Raw genomic sequence first — 21,457 nt, 5'->3', positions numbered from 1 at the left:
GCCAGCATAGGATCCGCACCCTAGCAAGGCTACGAGGCCTGGCGCGAGATTCAATGGCAGAGGGGGGCGGGATGAAATCATCGGCAGATCGAAACTGGATGGGCACGGCCCTGGGTCTGCTACTGGCGGGCCTGTTGCAGGCCTGCGGCGGTGGTGGCGGGAGCGACACCGCCACGCCCACCACCCCGCCCGCACCGGTCACGCCGTCGCCGGCCGAAGCCCGGCTGAGCATCGCGGCCAGCGCCATCAACAGCGAGACCGAGCGCAGCCCACAGGCAGCGCCGGTGGATCACGAACTGAGCCTGGGCCTCAGCGGCCTGGCCAGCAATGCCAGCGTCCATTTCACGGCCGTCGCCGAAGGCGAAGCGGTCGAGACCGCCTCGCCGGTGAGCTGGCAAAGCGGCAGCAGCCAGGCCCGAGCCAAGCTGCGACTGCGCAGCGACCTCGCGCCCGGCCAGTACAGCGGCACTTGGACGCTCAGCGCCTGCCACGACCCGCTGTGCCAGCGCCACCTGGCCGGCTCGCCGCAAACCCTGCGCTACCAGCACAGCGTCACGCCGGGCTTCGAGGTGAGCGAGGATAGGGTCGAATTCAGCAGCAGCACCGAGGATCAGGCGGCCGCCACCAGCGTGAAGATCGGTCTGCCCACCCGGGCCAGCGGCTGGATTTACCAGCTCCTTGAGCAGCCCGGCGGGACCGACTGGCTACAACACCGCGCCCAGGGCGACACGCTGCTGCTGCAGCCGGCTGCCGGGCTGACGCGCGGCGAATACCGGGCTGAGGTCAAGATCAGCCCGGTCGGGGTCGAGCGCCCCGCCCACTTCCTGCGCGTCAAGGCCACGGTCGAATCCCAGGTCGTCGTGCTGTACACGCCCAGCTTCGCGCTGCGCAGCCTGTCGGAAACGCCCGGCGCCAGCATGCGCATCATGCCGACCGCCAAGACGCCCGAGGGCCTGAGCTGGACGGCCAGCACCAGCACCCCCTGGCTGCGCCTGGAGCAGGCCTCCCGGACCGCCCTGATCTGGCGCCTGGTGCCCGAAGCCTTCGACAAGCTGGCCAACCAGGAGAGCCATCTGGCCGCGGTGAACTTCGAGTTCAGCCATGGCGTTCCGGCCCGCACGGTCAGCTTCCGGCTGATCAAGCGCCTGACGCAAATCGACACGGTGGACGACAGCGCGCTGCAGGCCGGCCGGGCCGGCAGCCTGATCCTGCTGGGTACCGGCTTCGGCGAGATCGGCAGGGCCCTGCCCCAGCTGCTGAGCTTCGGCACGCTGACACCGACGGCGATCAAACTGCTGGACAACGGCCGCATCCGGGTCGACCTGCCCGCCCAGCCCGCCGGCCGCTACGAAGCCACTCTGGGCACGGCCTCCGGCCTGCCTGGCCAGCGCCTCAGCTACACGGTGCGCTGAGATCAGCGGCAGTCGCCGCCTCTGCGCAGGCGCAGCACCCGGCGCCCGCCGGTCTGCACATCGATGCGCAGGCTGCCGTCGGCCTGAGGCTCGACGCGCTTGAATCGGCGCCGAGCCCCAGCAGGTGAATAGTCACGCGGGCCGGTCGAGTCGCCCACCGCTTCCCTTGCATTCGCTGGCTATGCTATCCGCTTCGAGGAGAGCGGAGCCAAAAATGCAGACGACAACCATAAGCCCATCGAGCCTCAGCCCCCTCGCTGAGGCGACAAGCGGGGCACGCACAACAAGCTCAAAAAAGCCAGCCGGCGTTTTAGGCCCTCCGACCGCGATTGCACTCGCCCTGCTGCTGGCGGCATGCGGAGGCGGAGGTGGCAACTCCAGCAGCACGCCGGCTCCGGCACCCCCAGCTCCAGCTCCAGCCAGCCTGATTCCGCCGGCGCCAACACCAGCCGAAGTCTTGTCCACGGCGGCCATCCAGCTGCGGCCTTTGCAGGTCGATGCCGCCTGGCTGTACCAGGGGGAAAGCACTCGGGTACGCGCCGACGGCAGCAGCTTCGGCCCTATCGAGAGTTACCAGAACACGGTCAAGCACCTGCTGCGCAGCGGCGACGGGGTGGTCGAACAGGCCAGCAATGCCGGCAACAAAGGCAGCAGCAGCAAAGAACTGCTGCTCAGCGGCCAGGAGATTCGCAGCATCGAGTTGCTGGACCTGGCGGGCAATGGCAAACCGCAATCGATTCAATGGCCCGAGCTGCGCTCGCCCGTTCGCGCTGGCGATCAGTACACCTTGCTGGACTCAACCCTGATCGAGCTCCCCAAAGACCTGGACGGCGACGGCAAGAACGACGCAGTGGAAGTGGCCGTCTATGCCCGTGTGGTCGGATCAGAAGTTCTGCCGTCGCAACGTTTCGGCCCCCTCGACAGCGTGCGCGTTGACACCTTCATCCGCGCCCGCGCCAAGCTCACCCTGAGCAAGATCGAGGCACCGGTGGTCGAGGCCAGGGCCAAGGTCTGGTATGTGCAGAGCCTGGGCATCGTGCGCCAGACCATCGAAGAAGTGCCCGACACCAATGGGCTGCGGCGCGTCTACACCGAGCAACTCAGTAGCTTCCAGGCCAAGGACCGCGGCCTGGGGTTTACCGACCTGGTTCCGCTGCGCTTACCTGCTGACTTCCCGGGCACGCCCGGCCAAACCCTGAGTTCGACGTCGAATTTAGCCCTGCGGGCAGGCGGCGGTGCATTCCTCGTCAATGGGAACTACTCCTATGAAAAGGCACTGCTGATTCACCTGAGCCCACAAGGTGCATTGGACGCTGCGCTCCTATCAAATGAACTACAGCAAGCAGGCGGCACATTGCTGGGGCACGCGGAGGGCTTGCTGAGCATTCGAGAGGGTGGATTCGATCCCATCCAACTTCGCAACTTTGACCTGCAAGGGCGCTCCGCCGACAGCACAGCTCCGCAGACCATAGACCTTCGCCTGGGTGACCCCACTGCCATCGAGGGCGACAAGCTTGAGAAGGCAATCGACGGCCGGCAGCTGTGGTTGGTTTGGACGCTCATCAGCAGAACGGCCGACAGCAAACCTGGTGACTTCCGCTATGAGTCTCGTTTGTGGCTACGCGGTTTCGATCGCGTGACCGGCCAGCCGCTGGGAGAGGCGGTCCAGCTCTACATTGAGCCAGGCATTAACGCCCAGGGCTTCTTTGCCCGCCTGGCGGTCTTCGAAGGGCGCCCCTACGTCGTTTGGCAAAAGCCCAGTTCGGCGGGCGTGGTCAGTGATTTGCAGGTTTCCGTGCTGAATCCCGCGCTGGGGCCGAGCGGCTTGCTAACGCGCACCCTGGTCAGCAACTATGCCGATCCAAATCTCAAATTCACGGCCATGCGAGGCGGCCCCTTGTTCATCGGCGCCATCTACAAGCCCACGGGAAACCCAGGCAAATTTTTGTTCCAGCTGGACTCACAAGGCCTACCCAAACTGGCCAGCGGCGAGACGATAAAGCAAGCAGGCCCGCCCCTCTACCTTGCCGCCGACGACTACCAGTTGAGGCTGGCAGGCGCCGAGCACCTCGTGCTGAGCCGCGCTAGCAACATCAATTTGACCCCGAGCGAAAGCCAGATTGGCTCGGCCGAAGTTTTGATTTACTCGCTGGACGGTCGCCCCTTGAGTGCTTTGCAGCCGCAGGTCTTCCGCACCGAAGGCTTTTGTTCGAGTAACGACTGGCCTGTCTTGGATACGGGCAACAAGCTGAGCTTTATGTGCGAAGACATCGCCCAGCAAATCAGCCTCAGATCGCTATGGCTGCGCTGAAGGTCGCTCAACGACGGCCTCCGAGCTGAGATCCACGGAAATTCGGACAGGCTCCAAACACGTTCTTGGCGAGGTCGATACCAACAGTCAGAATGGCCATGATTTCCCCTTCCGAGTAAGTTGATGAGACACCGTACTTCTCATCGTGGCACTCAGTTGCCGTTTGACGCAACGCGGCTAGTTCGGGACGGGGTAGTCCCTTTCATTCGTTAGGCCTCATAGGTCTCTTAAGACATTGTCATGGCGTCGTTTACTGAACTCGACTGGAGCCGCCTCGATACCTTCGCCATCATTTTTGGCCGCGGACTGGCGTCCGTTGAGCATAAAAGTCTGGCAGGCGCCGCTTCGTGGCTGGAGAAAAATGCCTATCAACGTATTCATCTGAGCTTTCACGAAGGCATCTCACCGGTAGTCGCTGAGTTGGGCCGATTGCTAGCCTGGGAGCAGGAGTTTGGGTACTCTCTTCAAGGAAGCTCTCGTAATCTCGCTGCCTTGCATGACGGTTTTCACTTTGAGATCCAGCCGACTGGTGGGCTCGTTCTAGACTTGGTCGCATTTGACAAGGCGATTCAAGAAGACAAGGCTTGGTCCACCGGCTTCCTGGCAATCGCTTCGGAGCACAGCCTCCGTCAGCTGGCTGTGGGCCGCCGCTTCTTCTGCCTAGTTCACGTAAGCGATGATCATTCGCCGATCATTGGTCAAACCTATGAAGAACTGGCTGTACCCTATCCGTTCCCCTTTCGTGCGCCAGCGGCCTAACCCCTCATTCGCCCGCCATGCCATCGCTGAATGGAATCGTGAAGTTCGTTGCAGTTGCGACTATCGCTGCCTTTGTTTTCATTCCTGACAGTGGACTGGGCAATGTTGTGTGGCTGGCATTCTTGGCTTTCATAATCGCGACCGTGATTTCAGCTCCCAAAGTACTTCGTCAATTCAACCTCAAGGGGCTCAAACGGCTTCGCGATGTTTTTCCAAGAAAATGACAGCTGATTTCCGTTCAGTGCAGGTCAAGATGCGCAAACGCGATGAGCGCTTTGAAAGCCGAGATAAACACAGGGAAAAACCTGACCCCTTGTCGGAGAAGAAGGCCAGCGGCGAGCCCCCAGAGATCAAGTTCTTCAGACCCAAGGACTTCAGCTTCAATGATGAAGACAACACCGCCACCTGCCCGGCAGGCCAAGTATTGAGATTGAGCCGAAAAGGCCGTGTGCATGTCTCGGCCAGCGGGCACCCGTATCAGACCTACATCGCCCAAGCCAGCGACTGCGCAGCTTGTCCGCTACGCGGGCAATGCCTGAAGAGAAGGCGATCCAAAAAGGGTGCCAACGACGAGCGAGGCCGACAAGTCACCCGCTTCTTCCCCAGGCCCAAAGACCTCAGTCACCCCAGCGAACGCATGCGCCAGGCCATCGACTCACCCCGAGGCCGGCAGCTGTACAGCCAGCGCATCGGTACCGTCGAGCCGGTGTTTGCGAACCTGCGGCACAACAAGCGGATGAATCGTCTGAACCTGCGCGGGCAAGCCAAGGTCAGGACGCCGTGGAGCTTGTACTGCATGGTGCACAACATCGAGAAGCTGCAAAGAACGAGCTACGGGCAAACCGGGTTTCAGTAAGGCAGGCAAGAGCCTGCACAATCACTCAGGAGCCGAACCTGCGGCGCACAAAATCAAATTCACCGATGAACCCAGAAACTCGCCTTTGCAAGGCTTCAGTCGCCCTCCGGGGTGAGGGTGGCGGTGGATTTGGGACTATTGGACAGCCTCGTTGGAGCGCAAGGTGAGGCAGCGCGAGATCATCCTTCAGAACATTGCCGAAGCGAGAGAGCAGCTCGAGGAAATTGAGAAGTCCCTGCTCAATCCGGAGTACGAAGAGTGCGAGCTCCAGATCGATTTGGAGCATGCGTATCACCACCTCAACTACGCCTGGAACATTCGCGACGAGTCTGATGCTGCACTTGCGACGCACTCCGATGAAGACTTTGCTAGGTGGTCGAAGTACCCGGCAGGAGAGATGCATGAGTTTTCGTGAACTGCGCCCCAACCTTGCATTCAAGCGGATCTGCGCCAGCTCTGTTGGCTGGTCCGCTCAATTTAAACGTTGGGCAGCTGAAATATCCCGCCGTAGGCTCTCTGAGGTTCTCTGATGTTGAAATCCCAGTATCTTCTGCTGCTGGCCTTCCTGGCAGCACCGTCTTTCGCAGCGCCCCCTGACGAGCTTGCCCAGTGGGTGCCAAGTGGCTGGAAGGTCAACACCAAAAACATAGGAGACCTGAACCGCGACGGAATTGATGACGTGGTGCTTGTCATTGAAGAAACCAATCCTGCCAATTTCAAGAAGAAGCCAGAGGGGTCCCTTGGGCCGAACATCCTAAATTTGAATCCACGCCGTCTCATCATTCTCCTGCGGTCATCCAGTGGCTTGAAAGAAGTCCTGCGCAGGGATGATCTGCTCCCGAGCGAAAGTGCTGAAGACATGGACTGCTTGGCGGATCCACTAGAGAACGGTGGTGTCTCGATTGCGAAAGGCAATCTCGTCATCGAACTGCAAGATTGGCGAAGCTGCGGTAGCTATGGCGTGGTGAACGAAAAGTTCACTTTCCGCACTCAGGGCACTCGGTTTCAACTTATTGGTTATGACCGCTCTGAGTCCTCCCGTAGCACGGGTGACAGATCCGAGTACAGCACCAATTATCTGACGGGCAAAAGAAAGATAACGACAGGACTGAATGACTTTAGGGACTTCAAGCCTGAGGTTTCTTGGAAGAGGCTTCCGTCCAAAAGGGCTTATTTCTTGAACGAAATCTCCCTCTATTGCGACGCAGCTGATCCAGCGCAAAAGGACAATTGGTGTCAGTAGCCATGCGTCATATGCCCAACCCATCGGTCAACACGGACGCTGCGCGATGAAGCCGGTCAGCGCCGCTTACCTCATTCGTTGCTAGGCCTCGGGAATTCACATGTATGTCATCGCTGCCATCGGCTTGCTGACGATATCCCTTAGCTGCTTGATGATGGCTAGCCCGGATGCATGGGCGGCCGGAATCCTGGCTTTCGCGCAGAAGCCCTACTTTCACGCCGCCGAAATCATTACCCGAGTTCTCGCAGGCGGTGCGCTTGTCTTCTTCGCGGAGCAGACTCTGCATCCGCCAGTGTTCGTTTTCGCCGGCTATGTCCTTGTCGCTGTCGGCGCGTTCTTGCTATTGGCTGGCTCCTCCCGCCATCGCGATTTTGCGGTTCGATCCGCATCGTTTAAGACCGTCTTTCGTCCTGCAGGCGTCGTCGGCTTTGCAGCAGGAGCGTTCGTCATTTACTCAGCGCTCGGTAGGTGAGCGCATATCAAATCCCACTGCGGCTGTGTCTCGCATATTCAAATTTCAATCTTGTTGACCTGTGAGCAAGCTAGCCCATCATTCAAGCGGATTGCCTTCGACGGACGCCGAATTCGAACCTTAGTCTTCACACCCCGCTCCTTCATGCCTCCAAGACCCCTTCAACTGCACCGACGCCGCTGGACGCTTGTCTTCTCGGTTCCGTTTACTGAACTCGCGAAGGCGCTGGCTGAGCACCATCGGCACAGGAAGGCGGGAAGCATTGGCAACGCCAGTGCAAATGACACCTAGCCACGCGCTCAAACGCCGACTTGAGCAGCTTGAAGCGCTAGAACAATTTGTGAATTCGAGACAGGCGGCCAAGGAGGCCGCCGGGTAGGGCAAGACGGCGAAACAACGCCAGGAGAGTTTTGTTCGCCGCCCTAAACCCGCTGCCCGCTCAGGCCTTAGAACTTATGCCGAATCCCCAACAAGGCCGATGCCACCTGGTCGCGGCGGCCGCTGGGGGACATGGCGGCGACCATGCCGTCCTTGAGCCAGCTGTTCTGCAGCGAGAAGTAGACGTCGCTGCGCTTGGACAAGGTGTAGTCGGCCAGCAAGGACAGGGTCTGCGCCTTGCCATCGGCCGTGGGCTGGGCAAGGCCGGCGGCGGTCGTCGTGTCACTCTGCTTCTGATCGTAATAACCCAGGTGCAGGGCCAGGGCCGGCAGCGGGGCATAACGCGCGCCCAACCACCACACCGAGTTGGTCTGGCCATAGCCGCCGGCGGCCTGGAAGTCGTTCTTGACCTGCACATAACCCACAAAACCGGTGACATCGCCGTAGGTATAGGTGGCGCCGAGGGTGCTGCCCAGAGCCTTGGCGCCCTTGGCATCCTTGACCTGGTCGACCGAGGCCAAGACCTTGAAGCCCGCGCCCGCATAGCCCAGCTTGCCGCCCAGGCTGCTGTTGGCACTGCTATTGCCAGCCACTTCGCCAAAGGCATACATCAGGCCGGCGCTCAGGCCGCCGGCACTGAAGCTGTATTTGACGGAGTTGTCGCGGCGGGCGTTGAGCACCTGGTAGTCGGCGAACTTGGCGACCGGCGCATCGCCGCTATTGCCCAGCGGCGTGAAGTTGGCGAATTGCACGGGGTCCAGTTCGTCCTGCACATCGTAGGAAAAAATGGTGTGGCGGCCCGCGGTCAGGCGGCCGAAGTCGCCGCTGATGCCCACATCGGCCTTGCGGGAGAAGGCTTGCGAGCTGCTCTTGTTCTGGCCTGTGCTGACGTCGAACTGGTTCTCCAGATCGAACACGGCCTTGAGGCCGCCGCCCAGGTCCTCGCTGCCCTTGAAGCCATAACGGCTGCCCTGGATGCCGCCCGAGCTGAGGCGATGCTGCGTGCCGCTGACGCCGGGGGACACGGCCGCCGCATTGGTGGTCTGCAGGGCGGCGTCGATCAGGCCGTAGACGGTCACGCTGGATTGCTGGGCCTGGGCCAGGCCGGCCGACATCAGCAAGGCCGCGGTCGAAACAAGAGTCTTGTTGTTCATGGGGAAAGGTCTCTGAAGGGGTTGAAACTTGCCCCACTGTAGGCAGCGCATATGTAGCGCGCTTGTCAGAGTCCCCAGCTTTAGCAAAGCCGGTATTTGTTTTCTTGCGTCCTCCCCCCGCCTGGGCCGCCGGACTCAGTGGCCGGCAAACACCAGCTGCGCCGGGCTTGGGACGGCGAGATAGCGGCCGCTGAACTGCAGGCCGCTGCCGCGCTCGCCGAGGCGGAACACGGCCAGGTGGTCGCTGCGCTGATTGCAGACGAAGAAGTAGCGGCCGCTCGGGTCAAAGGTGCCGCTGCGTGGGTAGCTGCCGCGCGTCCACTCATGGCCCAGCAGCTGCGGGCGGCCGGCGGCGTCGAGCGCAAAGACAGCAATAGAGTCGTGCAGGCGGTTCAGGCACAGCAGCCAGCGGCCGTCGGGGCTGAACTGCAGCTCGGAGGCGAAGCTGGTGCCGGCAAAACCGGCCGGCAAGGTGCTGAGCTCACCCAGCAGCCGCAGCACGCCACCCGCCGCCGCGTCGAAACGCCACCAGCTCAGGGTGGACGAGGCCTCGTTGAGCACATAGCACAGCCCTGCGTCGCGCGGATGAAAACACAGCTGGCGCGGCCCGGCGCCGAGCGAGCTGGCATGGCAGCGCGGCGCCGACAGGCGGCCGCTGCGCGCGTCGAAGCGCCAGCTGATGATCTGGTCCAGCCCCAGCTCGGTGCTCAGCAGGAACTGGCCGGTCGGATCCAGCCCGGCCTGGTGGGCATGCGGCCCGTCGTGGTCGCTCAGCGCAAAGCTGCCGGGCGGCGCTTGCCGCGCCAACGCGGTGTAGGGCTGCAGGGTCTTGAACTGGGCCGGGCTTTGCTGATCGAGCTGCTGGCCCAGGCCGCCCGCCGCGTCCAGGGCCAGCACGGCCAGGGTGCCGCAGCCGTAGTTGGCGACGAAGAGATGGCGCTCTTGCGCGTCCAGGCTCAGATGCACCGGCCGCGCCCCGCCCGAGGCCACGCAGCCGGCCAGGCTCAGCGCGCCGCTGGCGGCATCGCGCCGGTAGACGCTCACCGAGCCGGACAAGCGGCCCTGGAAGTCCTCATGCTCGTTGGCCACATAAAGCATGGAGTGATCGGCATTGAAGCGCAGAAAGCTGGGGTTGGGCGCCAGGTCCGGCCCACCCAGGCTTTGCAGATCGGCCTCGGCGCCACTCAGGGCGAAACGGTAGATGCCCTGGCCATGGGGAGCATAACTACCCACATAAGCATGGCAAGGCCTGGCACTGGCTGGCAGAAGATTCACGATCAGAAAGGGCTGGAAATTGAACAGAAAGGAAGTCTAGATACGCAAGCGCACCCCGCGCGCCGCGATGAATTTGACGAAGGCCGCCACCGCCACGGCATAGGCCATGCCGAACACGACGCCCCAGGGCGCGCTGCGTGTGAAGGCGGGCCAGGGCCATTGCAGCAGCTGCATCAGCGCCTCGACGACAAAAGGCGTCAGATAGGCCAGCAAGGGGTTGGCAGCCACCGCGTCCAGCAAGCCGGAGCGCCGTGGCGCGGCCGCCGCGCCGGCACCGACACGCTGCCGCCAGGCCAGCCACAGAGACAAAGCGGCAAAGATCAGCACACAGGCCGCCGCACTGTAAAGCGCCCAGCTGGGCGTGGCGTAGATCTTGGAGATCTTGAAGGCCGGCCGCAGCAGCGCCGCCAGCAAGGCCAGCGCGGCGGCAAACAGCAGGGCCAGGCCCAGGCGCTGCACTAGGAGTCTGTCGGACTTGGGAATCGCCGGCGGGAAATCGACCGCAGCGGTCCATTTTTCACCGGCTTCTTGCCCCATAGCTGGGCTATGGGGCTGCAAATCCGGCAAAAACTGGCCTCGCTGGGGCCGATTCCCACTGTCGGCGACCCAAGCCCGACAGACTCCTAGGCTGCGGGCGCGGCCCTGGTCGAAGAAGAGCAGGGCCGTGATGCTGCCGCTGATCACCAGCGCGCCGTGCACGGCATGGCCGTCCTGGCTGAACAGCAGACGCAGCCAGCCACTGCCCTGCACCAGGGGCTGGCGCTGCAGGGCGAAGTAGGCCAGGCACAGGCCCAGGGCCAGCAAGAGGCCGGCGACACGGGCGCGGCACAGCAGCAGCGCCGCGCAGCCCAGCAGATAGGCCCAGCCGATCAGACCCAGAATGCCCCACCACTGCGTCCTCATGCCGCCGCTGCCGTCGGGCCCGCCGCGGTAAAGCCAGGCCAGCAAAGCAAACAGCGCCACGCCGGCCAGGCGCCAGCCGCCCGCCAGCGCCGGCCCGCCGCGCAGCGAGCCCCACAACGCGAAGGCGGCCAAATAGCTCAGCAGCGCCCACAAGGCGATTGGCAGCGGCATGGAGGCGGCATGGAAGCCCTCTTCCGCATTGACCATGAAGACACCGATCAAGACCAGGCCCAGACCGCGTTGCAGCACATGCAGCAAGAGCTGGCGCGGCGTATCGCCCGCCTGCAGGCGCTGCTGCAAGGCGAAGGGGATGGACATGCCGACGATGAATAAAAAGGCCGGGAAGACCCCGTCGACAAAGCTCATCGCATCGGCATCGGCCGGCATATGCCGCATCCAGGCCGGCAGATCGCCGACCCGGTGCCACTCATTGACGGTGATCATCACCAGCACCGTCAGGGCGCGAAAAATGTCGATGCTGGCGATGCGGCCGGCGCGCAGCTGGAGTCCGAACATCAGTAGTCGATGCCCACGCGCAAGCCGTACATGCGCGGCTCGCTCCACATTGCCTTCACAAAGCCGCCGCCATCGGCCGCGGCGTTCTTGGTCCACTGGTCAGTGAGGTTGTAGACATAGGCTTCCAGATGCCAGTTCTTGGGCGAGACCAGCTTGATCGAGGCATCGATCTTGGTGAAGGCTTTTTGCGCGTCGGAGATATGCGGGTTGTCCAGATTGCGCAGGCTGAAGTACATCTTGTCCTGCCACTTCAGCGCGACCCAGGGCGTCAGCACATAGCCGCCGTCGAAGTTGAAGCTCTGCGAAAAGTTCAGGCCTAGGCTGTACTTGGGCGACATCGGCAAATGGTTGCCGGTGATGTCGTAGACATTGCGCCCCACCAGCGTGGGGTCGCTGCCGCTATAGGCCGGCGGGCAGGCGGGCGCACCGTTCTCGCGCCGGTAGTCGCAGTTCCAGGTGTCGCTGAAGGCGGGGTAGTCCTTGATCTTGGAGTTGATATAGGTGAAGAAGCCGCCCAGGCGCGCGCCGGCCCAGGGCTTGTAGTCCAGCTCCAGCTCCAGGCCCGGGATCTCGACCGTGCCGACATTGATGGTCTGCCACTTCTGCACGATGTCGCAGCCCACGGTATTGGCCGTGCAGTCGCGCTCGGGCTTGACCTTGGCGGCGAAGAAGGTGTCGGTGACCTGCATATCCTTGTAGCGGCTGAAGAAGGCCGTGGCCGACAGCGACAGGCGCTTGTTCAGCATCAAGCCCTTGTAGCCGAACTCCAGATTGCTGACCGTCTCGGGCTTGTAGGCAAAGAAGGTGAGTTGCGGCGATGGACCCTCGGCGCATTGGAAGCCGCCGCAGCGGTCGTCCTTGTCGCCAAAGCCGCCCGCCTTGTAGCCGGTCGACAGCGAGGTGAAGACCATGTCCTGCGGCGTGAGCTGATTCATCAGGCCCAGGCGATAGGTGAACTTGCCCCAGGACATGGCGTTGTCGTTCTGCGCCGGCGGCCGATATTTGGCATAGGCGCCGGTGCCGGCCAGAGGCCCCATGCCGGTCGTCAGATGGCTGCTGCTCGGCGGTTTGAAGCCCGGCGTGCCGGGCAGGCCCGGATCGAACAGGCCGTTGAAGTAGGCCGGCGAGGTGCTGTCCCATTCGCCGCCATAGACCTTGCCGCCCTTGTCGGTCTTGCTGTCATAGCTGTAGCGCCCGCCCAGCGTGGCGGTCCAGCTATTGGCGAATTTCAGGTCCATCTGGCCGAAGAGGGCCTTGGCGTCGATCTGCCGGTTGGGCTGCTGGTAGTACTGGCTGATCGGATAACCGTAAGGTGCGTTGACCAGCTGCTCCTGCGCATAGTCGATGGCATTCTTCTCGCGCATCCAGAAAGCACCCAGCACGTACTGCAGCTTGTCGCTCTTTTGCTTGAACTGCAGCTCCTGCACCAGCGAGAGGTATTTTGAGCTCAGCGTGCGCGAGGTGTCGTCCCGCAGCGGCCAGCTGCCCCAGTCGCCGTCCGGGCCCACCGGCCACTGCGCCGTGACCTGGCTGGAGAGGCGGTGATAGCCGGAGTCGTCATCGCCCTGCTGCGAGCGGCGCTGGTCGGCGTAGGCAAAGTTGTATTCCAGGCTGCTGTGCTTGCCGAGGTTCCAGTTCATACCGCCACGCAGCGTGTCGATGGACATATCGATCTTGCCCGGCACATTGATGCTGACATCCCATTGGCCGCCCGCGCAGGCGAAGCGCGTGCCGGCGGCCTGGGCGCAGTCCTTCAAGCCGATGTCGCCGGCACCATTGTTCTTGAACTTCTCATAGCTCAGCATCGCCTCCAGGTCGGCGCTGATCTTCCAGCGCCCGCTCAGGCGCGCGGCCCACTCGTTCTTGTTGTTATAGGCATCGGCCTTGCTGACCTTGCTGTTGTAGCGCTGGTCCACATCGGGGATGCCATCGGCCACAAAGCCGTGCTCGGGCATATGGACGTCGGTGAAGTCCTGCGACTGGTTCAGCCAGCTGTCGCGCTTGAGCAGCATCACGGTGGCGCGCAGGGCGAAGTTGTCGCTCAGGCCGATGTTCTGGATCAGATTGAGCTGGCGCTTGTTGTACTTGCCCAGGTCCAGCTCGGCGCTGCCATAGCTCTGCCCGAACTCGGGCTTGGCCGGAATGATGTTGATGCTGCCGGCGGTGGAGTTGCGGCCGAACAGCGTGCCCTGCGGGCCGCGCAAGACCTCCACCTGATCCAGATCGAACATCAGGGCCATCGCGCCCTGCGGCCGCGGCGAGTAAAGCCCGCCCACATGCAGGCCCACGGCGGGGTCGCCGATCTCGGTGAAGTTATTGGAGCTGATGCCGCGGATGGCGATCTGCACCCCCGAATCGGCGCCGGTGGCGATCTGCAGATTGGGCACCGTGCCGGCCAGGCCGCGCACATCGGTGACGCCCTCGCGGCTCAGCTTGTCCTGCGTAATGGCCGTCACCGACACCGGCGTTTGCAGCAGGCCCGAACTCATGCGGGTGGCCGTGACGGTGACGGTGGGCAGCTCGGTCTTGTCCACTTTATCGGCCGGCGCTGGCGCCTGCTGCTGTGCCCAGGCGGACGGGGCCATGGCCAGCCAGCTGCTGATGGCCAAAGCGATGGCGCCGGGGCGCATGCGGCAAGCGCGTCGGGAAGATGCATTCATGGTCGATGGTCTCCTGGTTTTTGTGGGCGAATTCAGCAGCCCAGGCGCGGGCCTGGCGGGACGTTGAACAGGGCCGCGGCGCGGCGGTAGAAATCGATGCGGCGGGCGATCTGCCGGGCGGCCGCGGAGTCGGCGGCCTGGTCGCACTCCAGCGCGCCGTTGATGGCGCGAATGCTGGCGCCAAAGCCGGCGCCCGCCACCATGGCCTGGTGGGCCGGGACGCTGGCCGGGCCGGGCTGGCTCATCCAGTACCAGATGGCGGTCTGCCAGGCCAGCTTGGGCTCGCGCGCCACCCGGTCGGGCTCGGCCCAGAGGTCTTCGCCCAGAGCCTGGCCGGCGGCCAGGTATTGGTAGTTCCAGCTGAGCTGAATCGGGCCACGGCCGTAATACTGCTGGCCGGGCGCACAGCTCCGGCCCTCGGCCAGGCTGCAGTAATGGTCGTAGTTGGCTTGGTTATATTCGCGCACGGCCTTCAGCGAATCGGACTCATGGGCGATATTGGCCAGAAAGGCCGCCATCTCCTGCCGCCTCAGCTCGGCCGGGCCTTGCGCGGCAAAGCCGCTGAACGAGCGCGCCGCCGCCACAAAGCCCGCATAGCTGTAGAAGGGTAAACGCTGCGGGAATAGCTGTTCGAACTGCGCCTCGCTGGGCAGGAACTGCTGCCCTTCCCCGGCGGCCTCGGCCGTCTCGGTCTTCGCTGCCACATGGGGCTGGGCACAAGCCCCCAACAGCAGGGCCAGCAGCAAGGGCAGAGTGAAAACCCGCCCATGGCGGCAGTGCGTGGAGCGCGACATAAGACCTTTCCTGCGGGATCGGGCGGCTATTGGTATCAAACTGGCTTTAAATTCCCGGGCCGTTTAACGCATCTTCCCTAATACCGTATTAAGACCGCATTAACGCCGAACTTGGTAGAGTCCCTAGCTATGCGAATCTGTCTGGTGGAAGACGACCTGGAGCTGGGTCATTCGGTGCAGGCGCTGTTGCAGGACGGTGGCCATGAAGTGGTCTGGGTGCGACGCCTGACCGAGGCCCGCTACTGGCTGGAGCAGCAGCAAGGCTTTGACGCCCTGGTGCTGGACCTGGGCCTGCCCGATGGCAATGGCCTGGATCTGCTGCGCCTGATGCGCCAAGCCAGGCCGCAGCTGCCCATCGTGGTGATCACCGCCCGCAGCGGCATCGAAGACCGGCTGCACGGCCTGGACAGCGGCGCCGACGACTATCTGGTCAAGCCCTTCGCCGGCCCGGAGCTGCTGGCCCGCTTGCGCGCGGTGGCGCGGCGCGCCGGCCTGTTGAGCAGCGAGGGCGAGGGGCAGGAATGGCGCTTCAAGGACCTGGCCCTGGACGAGCGCCGCATGGTGCTGAGCCGGCATGGCCAGGCCATCAATCTGTCGCCCACCGAGTTCTCCATCCTGCTGACCCTGCTCAAGCTGCCCGACCGCGTGGTGACAAGGCGCGAGCTGGAGGCGCGCGCCATGCCCAATGCCGACAGCCATGCGCTCGATGTGCACATCTTCAATCTGCGCAAAAAGATCGGCGAAGGCTATGTGCGCACCGTGCGCGGTGTCGGCTTCGTGCTGGAGCGGGCCTGATGGGAGCGGCGCGCAAATCGCTGTTCCGCCGTACCTTCGGTGCCTTTGCCGCCGTGGCCTTGCTGAGCTGGTGCGGGCTGATGCTGCGCGAGTTCCACGAGGTCAGCGTGGTGCACGCCCGCAACGGCCAGGCCGCCAACCGCCTGTGGGCCGAGCTGGCCCGCGTGCAGGCCCGGCAGTGGGCCGAGCAACCCGAAGGCCTGAGCGCCGCGCTGGCCGAGCTGGAGCATTTGCGCGAGCAGGAGTGGCAGGAGATCGGCTACGAGCCCCCCATCATCGCCCAGCATGTGTGGCAGGGCGAGCGCCTGCTGCACCGCCAGGGCCCGCCCGAGATGGGCGATCGCCTGACCCCGGACGAGCAACACTACGCCAGCGACGCGCGCTGGCTCTATATCGAGGCGCGCGCGCCCGAGCAAGGCCTGATCGTCAGGCGCTGGCAGGAGGTGCCGGGCGACTGGCATTTCAGCGCCGATGGCCTGAGCTACTACGCCCGCCCGCTGTTCTACAGCCTGCCGCTGATGCTGCTGATCGCCTGGTTCCTCTTGCGCGCGGGCTTCGCGCCGCTGCGCCGCATCGGCGCGCAGATCGCGCGGCGCTCGGCCACCGAGCTGAATGCCCTGCCGCCCTCGCCCTTCACCGAGCTGGCGCCGGTGGTCACGGCCGTCAATCAGCTGATGGCCCGCCTGCAGCAGCGCCTGGAACGCGAGCGCGAATTCCTGCTCGACGCCGCGCACGAGTTGAAGACCCCGCTGGCCGTGATCCAGCTCAATGCCGAGACGCTGCAAAGCCAGGCCAGCCCGCAGCGCCGCGAGGAATCCCTGCGCCGCCTGGGCGAGGGCGTGCAGCGCGCCAACCACACCGTGCAGCAATTGCTGGCCCTGGCCCGCAGCGGCGCCGACACCGAGAGCAGCGAGCTGCGCCGCCACGACCTGGTCAGCCTAACGCGTGATCGCATCGTGCTGGCCAGCGAGCTGGCGCTGGCGCGCGGCATCGAGCTGGAGTTGCTGGCGCCCGAGCAATGCGAGCTGCCCATGCACCGCGAAAGCCTGGGGGCCCTGATCGACAATCTGGTCGACAACGCCGTCAAATACTCGCCGCCCGGCAGCCTGGTGCAGGTGAGCATCAGCGCCCTGCCGGACAGCGTCACGCTGAGCGTGCGCGACCAGGGGCCGGGCATTGCCGCGGACATGCATGCCAAGGTGTTCGAGCGCTTCTTCCGCCTGCCCGGGCTCAACCAGCCGGGCAGCGGCCTGGGCCTGGCCATCGTGGAGCGGGCGGCGGCCCGCCATCAGGCCACGCTAAACCTGGCAGCGGCCCGGGCCGATGCGGCGGCGCCCGGCCTGTGCGTCAGCGTGCGGCTGCCGCGACGATAGTGGCCGGCTCAAGGCCCCGGCTTCCACACCGCCAGCAAGGCCTTGCACTTGCCCCAGGCCGACAGGCGCTCGTCCGACAGCGCATCCAGAAAATCAGACAGGCGTTTTGACTTGACCATGGTGTAAACCGTCAAGACCAGGGTCGCCAGCAAGGCCAGCGAAAAGATCCAGACCCGACGGCTCAGCGGCGCCTCGGCCTCGGCCAATAGATTCATGCCCAGAAAGCCGGTGGTGATGGTGCCGACCAGGCCGAAGATGGTGACCACGGTCAGCCTGACCACGGTGTTAGCCTGGCGGCGTATGCTGTCGGTTTCCAGATAGGCGCTCATATCGGTGACGCGCGACTTCACTTCGTTGTGCAGGCCGTCCAGGCCCAGATGGTCGGCACACATGCGAAACAGCGCGCGCGCCTGCGCCTGCTCGGCCACCTCATGAAACCAGTAGCGATGGGTGAAGCGCAAAAAGCCCTCGAAAGCGCTGCGGATGGCGCGTTTGAAGCGGCGCACATTGTCCGGGTCCTGCACATTCAAGCGCCGCAAGGCTTCCACCAGGCGGTCGGAGAACATCAGCAGCGAGGCCTTCTGAAAATGGGCGATCAAAAAAAGCAGGAAGTGCTGATGCCTGAACTGCGCCAGCACCCCACGATCGCGGCAGACAAAAAAGGGCGCATCGGCGCGCCCCAGCACGATCAGGGAATGACCGGTACACAGATAGCGCGTCTGCGGCGCCGCACCGCCCCGGCGCCAGAAGCGGTCATAGCAATGCCTGCGCTCAAAGTCCTGCAGATAGGCCTCGCTGAAGGGCAGCTCGGCGGCTGCGCCGCAGCCGCCTGACTCGCCCGGCCCCGTCACCAGCCCCAGGCGCACGAAGTCGGCACGCGACAGAGCGCCGGGATCGTCCAGCGCCAGCCAGGCCATCAAGGGCATGCGGTAGTACTCGATCTGGCGGTAGCGCAGCGGGCCCGAGCGCTCGCTGCGGTCCGGCACCAAGGGCCGCAGCATGAAGTCCCAGTGCTCGGCAATGCGCGGCGCCCGGTGCTCATGCACATGCGACAAGAAACGCTCGCGCTCGAAGGCATCAGAGGCCGCCAGCACCCGGCCTTGCGCATCCAGCCATTCGGCGCTTGCCAGGCTGTGCAAGGGCAGGCCGCGAGCATCCCAGCCGGAAGGGTAGGCACGGCCCAGGCGGTACAGCAGCTCCTGCGCCTGGGCCAAGTCCAGCTCGCTGCAGGCCAGCTCGACATTGAGCATCACCACATCCACGTCAAAGAAGAAGTACAGATCGACGTGCACCACCTCCAGCGTCAGCGGCTCGGCCTCCAGGTCAAGGCGCAAGCGCAGGCTCGCCACATCGTGGCGACGAAACACCTTCAGGCCGACCCCCTCACTGGCCCGGGCCGACGCGGCACTGCCATCGCCATAGAGAAAGCGCTGCACAAATGGCAGGAAGGTGACGAACTCCTGGTAGTGGCGCTCGTGGAAATGCCGAGGGTCGCCGGTGTACTCATCGGCCAGCTCCCGCCAGGGGCTGGCCGGGCCGAAGGGGGGCAGCAACTCCCAGGGGCGGCGCGGCGCGCCAGGCTCATCACCCACCGGCATCAGGCGCAGCGGCCACAGCAGGATTTGATGCATGCGGCGCACCAAGGTCGGCGCGAGCGGCACGGATTCGGTCGTGGCCATGGCATTCCTGTGCAAGGATGGGTGAGCTCTCATCCTAGGACAAAGTACGGCGAAAAAGTCCCGTCTTTGGCACGCCACAATGAGGGCAAACCGAGGAGACTCTGCGCATGAGTTTTTTGACCCCGCCCTTCTTCGCCCCCCAGCATTTCAGCGCGCCCGAAGCGGCCCTGGAGCAGGCCCGACAAATCTATGCCGCCAGCTTGCTGCATCTGCGCCAGTCCTTGCAGCGCTTTGTCGACGGCGAGGACTTCGGCGCGCAAAGAGTGCGCGCCTGCTACCCCTTTGTGCGCCTGCGCAGCCCCGTCGGCACGCACGGCGACTCGCGCCTGGCCTACGGCTTTGTGGCCGGACCGGGCACTTTCGAGACCACCCTCACCCGCCCCGATCTGTTTGCAGATTACTTCAAGACCCAGTTCGAGCTGCTGATGCGCAACCACGGCGTGACGCTGGAAATCGGCAGCAGCCACCAGCCCATCCCCCTGCACTTCGCGCTCTGCGAGCATGAGCATATCGAGGGCCATCTGACGCCCGAGCGCCGCCGCCGGCTGCGCGACGTCTTCGACCTGCCCGACCTCGCCGCCATGGACGACGGCATCGCCAACGGCACCCACGAGCCCCGGCCCGGCGAGCCCCAGCCCCTGGCCCTGTTCACCGCGCCGCGGGTGGACTACTCCCTGCACCGCCTGCGCCACTACACCGGCACGGCGGCCGAGCACTTCCAGAACTTCGTGCTCTTCACCAACTACCAGTTCTATATCGACGAGTTCATCAGCATGGGCCGCGCCCTGATGCAGCAAGCCGCCGACCCGGCCCGACCCGACGCGATGGACGACTGCATCGCCTTTGTCGAGCCCGGCAACGTCATCACCCCAAGAGCCGGCCTCGGCGCGGCCGAGCTCGCCCTGCTGGGCGCCACGGGCCAGCCGCCGCCGCGCCTGCCGCAGATGCCGGCCTACCACCTGCTGCGGCGCGACCGCAGCGGCGTCACGATGATCAATATCGGCGTCGGCCCCGCCAATGCCAAGACCATGAGCGACCACGTCGCCGTGCTGCGCCCCCATGCCTGGCTGATGCTGGGCCATTGCGCCGGCCTGCGCAATACCCAGCAATTGGGCGATTACGTGCTGGCCCATGCCTATGTGCGCGAGGACCATGTGCTGGACGAGGAATTGCCGCTGTGGGTGCCCGTCCCGGCCCTGGCCGAGGTGCAGCAGGCGCTGGAACAGGCGGTGGCCGAGGTGACCCAGCTCAGCGGCTTCGAGCTCAAGCGCATCCTGCGCACCGGCACCGTGGCCTCGACCGACAACCGCAACTGGGAGCTGCTGCCCAATGACCGCCAGGGCGGGCCCGAGCGCCGCTTCAGCCAGAGCCGCGCCATCGCCCTGGACATGGAGAGCGCCACCATCGCCGCCAACGGCTTCCGCTTCCGCGTGCCCTACGGCACTCTGCTGTGTGTGAGCGACAAGCCCCTGCACGGCGAAATCAAGCTGCCCGGCATGGCCGACCAGTTCTACCGCGCCCGGGTCGACCAGCATCTGCGCATCGGCCTGCGCGCGCTGGAGCTGCTGCGCGCCAATCCCCTGGGCCAGCTGCACAGCCGCAAGCTCAGAAGCTTTGCCGAGGTCGCCTTCCAGTAGCCGAGAATCAGCCTGTCACTCTGCCGCACCACCATGAGCTTCGACAACCCCACCCTGTTCAATCTGCTGCTGATCCAGGCCCTGGCCTCGGCCGGCCTGATGCTGGCCCTGACCGGCTGGCAGACCAGTGCGGGCAGCCGTCGCGCCCTGCTGTTCTGGCTCTTGCAAGCCGTCTCCTGGCTGCTGCTGGCCGGCTCGGAGTTCGGCCATGAACGCCTCTTGCTGAGCCTGGCCATGCTGGGCTTCAGCGCCAGCCTGAGCCTGCTCTGGTGGGCCCTGTGCCTGTGGCTGCGCCCCATGCCCGGCCGCGCCCTGCTGCTGCTGGCGCCGCTGCTGATGCCCCTGGTCTACGCCCTGCAGTTCGAGGACAGCACGTTTCGCGTCGCCTGGGCCCATGGCTGGCTGGCCCTGCAGCTGGTGATGCTAGGCCTGGTGCTGGCCCGGCCCGAGCGCAGCACGCTGGAGCCCGGCATGCTGCTGCAGCGGCGGCCCGATGTGGCGCCGGGCCTGGACAACCGTCGCTGGCGCCTGCTGCTGCTGGCCGCCCTGCTGCCGGTCTTCCTGCTCAGCCTGCTGCGCGCCGGCCAGGGCTTGCTGGACCCGCGGCTGCTCAGCCCGCTGGGCCCGGCCACCATCAACAGCGCCCTCGCCCTGTCCCTGCACTGGGCCTTGCTGGCCGGCCTGCTGGCCCTGGTGCTGGCCTGGCGCAACGAGATCGAGACCGAGCTGGCCCGCCTGGCCCAGACCGATGGACTGACCGGCCTGATCGACGCCCGCGCCTTTCTGGCGCGCTCGGTGGACATGATCTCCATGGCCCGCCGCCACCAGGAGCCGCTGGCCCTGATGGTGCTGGACATCGACCGCCTGAAGGAAATCAACGCCCTGCACGGCACCGAAGGCGGCGACCGCGCGCTGGCCTTGTTTGGCAGCTGCCTGCAGGCGCAGATGCGCTTGGGCGATCTGGCCGGCCGGGTCGGCGGCGAGGAGTTCGGCGTGCTGATGGCGCGCTGCGAGGCCCTGGGCCCGCAAGCCCTGGACCAGCGCCTGCGCACGGCGCTGGCGGCACGCGCCAGGAACGAGTTAGGTTTTGGGCTGAACTTCAGCGCCGGCTGGGCCAAGCTGCGCCACGGAGACCGCAGCGTGGACGATTTGATGCGCCGCGCCGAGATCGCCCTCTACGAGGCCAAGCACGCCGGCCGCGGCCTGCTGGTGGCCGAACCCGGCGTGGAGATGTGAGCCC

General features: G+C 64.7%; 19 protein-coding genes. 12 read left to right on the top strand and 7 right to left on the bottom strand.

Going from position 1 to position 21,457, the window contains the following annotated elements; translation table 11 throughout:
- The first annotated feature begins 71 nt into the window (after window positions 1–71).
- Window positions 72–1,412, top strand: a complete 1,341-nt coding sequence (locus HNP55_RS15135) for a hypothetical protein (RefSeq protein WP_184301924.1) — start codon at window positions 72–74, stop codon at window positions 1,410–1,412.
- 2 nt (window positions 1,413–1,414) lie between these two features.
- Here HNP55_RS15135 and HNP55_RS15130 read toward each other — a convergent pair whose 3' ends face one another.
- The gene (locus tag HNP55_RS15130) at window positions 1,415–1,570 is read right to left on the bottom strand and encodes a hypothetical protein (protein ID WP_184301000.1); all 156 of its coding nucleotides are present in this window, start codon (window positions 1,568–1,570) and stop codon (window positions 1,415–1,417) included.
- A gap of 299 nt (window positions 1,571–1,869) precedes the next feature.
- Here HNP55_RS15130 and HNP55_RS15125 point away from each other — a divergent pair, with 299 nt between their 5' ends.
- From HNP55_RS15125 to HNP55_RS15095, 7 genes are all read left to right on the top strand, one after another.
- A complete protein-coding gene (locus HNP55_RS15125) occupies window positions 1,870–3,723 on the top strand; it encodes a hypothetical protein (protein ID WP_184300997.1) in 1,854 nt (617 codons plus the stop codon).
- Window positions 3,724–3,963: 240 nt separating this feature from the next.
- Complete coding sequence (locus HNP55_RS15120; protein WP_184300994.1) at window positions 3,964–4,482, top strand: hypothetical protein; 519 nt, start codon at window positions 3,964–3,966, stop codon at window positions 4,480–4,482.
- A 17-nt stretch (window positions 4,483–4,499) separates the two neighbouring features.
- Window positions 4,500–4,706, top strand: a complete 207-nt coding sequence (locus HNP55_RS15115) for a hypothetical protein (RefSeq protein ID WP_184300991.1) — start codon at window positions 4,500–4,502, stop codon at window positions 4,704–4,706.
- Window positions 4,703–5,338 (top strand): transposase, encoded by a 636-nt coding sequence (locus tag HNP55_RS15110; protein ID WP_221439621.1) that lies wholly within the window; start codon window positions 4,703–4,705, stop codon window positions 5,336–5,338. Before HNP55_RS15115 ends, HNP55_RS15110 begins: the two co-directional genes overlap by 4 nt.
- A 151-nt stretch (window positions 5,339–5,489) precedes the next feature.
- On the top strand, window positions 5,490–5,753 hold the full coding sequence (locus HNP55_RS15105; protein ID WP_184300984.1) for a hypothetical protein: 264 nt from the start codon (window positions 5,490–5,492) through the stop codon (window positions 5,751–5,753).
- 114 nt (window positions 5,754–5,867) lie between these two features.
- Window positions 5,868–6,581 carry a hypothetical protein gene (locus tag HNP55_RS15100; protein ID WP_184300981.1) on the top strand — a complete coding sequence of 238 codons (714 nt, stop codon included), beginning with the start codon at window positions 5,868–5,870 and terminating at the stop codon, window positions 6,579–6,581.
- Window positions 6,582–6,681: 100 nt separating this feature from the next.
- Window positions 6,682–7,053: a hypothetical protein gene (locus HNP55_RS15095; RefSeq protein ID WP_184300978.1), complete on the top strand. Its 372-nt coding sequence runs from the start codon at window positions 6,682–6,684 to the stop codon at window positions 7,051–7,053.
- A gap of 446 nt (window positions 7,054–7,499) precedes the next feature.
- Here HNP55_RS15095 and HNP55_RS15090 read toward each other — a convergent pair whose 3' ends face one another.
- From HNP55_RS15090 to HNP55_RS15070, 5 genes are all read right to left on the bottom strand, one after another.
- Complete coding sequence (locus HNP55_RS15090; RefSeq protein WP_184300975.1) at window positions 7,500–8,585, bottom strand: porin; 1,086 nt, start codon at window positions 8,583–8,585, stop codon at window positions 7,500–7,502.
- Window positions 8,586–8,720: 135 nt separating this feature from the next.
- A complete protein-coding gene (locus tag HNP55_RS15085; protein WP_184300973.1) occupies window positions 8,721–9,860 on the bottom strand; it encodes a beta-propeller fold lactonase family protein in 1,140 nt (379 codons plus the stop codon).
- A 36-nt stretch (window positions 9,861–9,896) separates the two neighbouring features.
- Window positions 9,897–11,279 (bottom strand): DUF5009 domain-containing protein, encoded by a 1,383-nt coding sequence (locus HNP55_RS15080; RefSeq protein ID WP_184300969.1) that lies wholly within the window; start codon window positions 11,277–11,279, stop codon window positions 9,897–9,899.
- Window positions 11,279–13,939 (bottom strand): TonB-dependent receptor, encoded by a 2,661-nt coding sequence (locus tag HNP55_RS15075; RefSeq protein WP_246448441.1) that lies wholly within the window; start codon window positions 13,937–13,939, stop codon window positions 11,279–11,281. The genes HNP55_RS15080 and HNP55_RS15075 overlap by 1 nt, the downstream gene beginning before the upstream one ends.
- A 32-nt stretch (window positions 13,940–13,971) precedes the next feature.
- Complete coding sequence (locus HNP55_RS15070; RefSeq protein WP_184300966.1) at window positions 13,972–14,733, bottom strand: chitinase; 762 nt, start codon at window positions 14,731–14,733, stop codon at window positions 13,972–13,974.
- A gap of 129 nt (window positions 14,734–14,862) precedes the next feature.
- On the opposite strand from HNP55_RS15070, the gene HNP55_RS15065 reads away from it, so the two are divergent.
- Both HNP55_RS15065 and HNP55_RS15060 read left to right on the top strand, forming a co-directional pair.
- On the top strand, window positions 14,863–15,528 hold the full coding sequence (locus HNP55_RS15065) for a response regulator transcription factor (protein ID WP_184300963.1): 666 nt from the start codon (window positions 14,863–14,865) through the stop codon (window positions 15,526–15,528).
- Window positions 15,528–16,901: an ATP-binding protein gene (locus HNP55_RS15060; RefSeq protein WP_184300960.1), complete on the top strand. Its 1,374-nt coding sequence runs from the start codon at window positions 15,528–15,530 to the stop codon at window positions 16,899–16,901. The genes HNP55_RS15065 and HNP55_RS15060 overlap by 1 nt, the downstream gene beginning before the upstream one ends.
- 8 nt (window positions 16,902–16,909) lie before the next feature.
- On the opposite strand, the gene HNP55_RS15055 is transcribed toward HNP55_RS15060, so the two are convergent.
- A complete protein-coding gene (locus HNP55_RS15055) occupies window positions 16,910–18,580 on the bottom strand; it encodes a hypothetical protein (RefSeq protein ID WP_184300957.1) in 1,671 nt (556 codons plus the stop codon).
- 107 nt (window positions 18,581–18,687) lie between these two features.
- Here HNP55_RS15055 and HNP55_RS15050 point away from each other — a divergent pair, with 107 nt between their 5' ends.
- Window positions 18,688–20,217 (top strand): AMP nucleosidase, encoded by a 1,530-nt coding sequence (locus HNP55_RS15050; RefSeq protein WP_184300954.1) that lies wholly within the window; start codon window positions 18,688–18,690, stop codon window positions 20,215–20,217.
- Between the two features lie 33 nt (window positions 20,218–20,250).
- Entirely contained in the window at window positions 20,251–21,453 is a 1,203-nt protein-coding gene (locus tag HNP55_RS15045) for a GGDEF domain-containing protein (RefSeq protein ID WP_184300951.1), read from the top strand.
- Window positions 21,454–21,457 lie beyond the last annotated feature (4 nt).

This window comes from Roseateles oligotrophus, from assembly GCF_014204525.1.
In the GTDB taxonomy this organism is placed as follows: Bacteria; Pseudomonadota; Gammaproteobacteria; order Burkholderiales; family Burkholderiaceae_C; genus Paucibacter_A; species Paucibacter_A oligotrophus_A.
The sequence above is the reverse complement of the archived record's forward strand: the minus strand, read 5'-3'. Positions and strand labels throughout refer to the sequence as shown.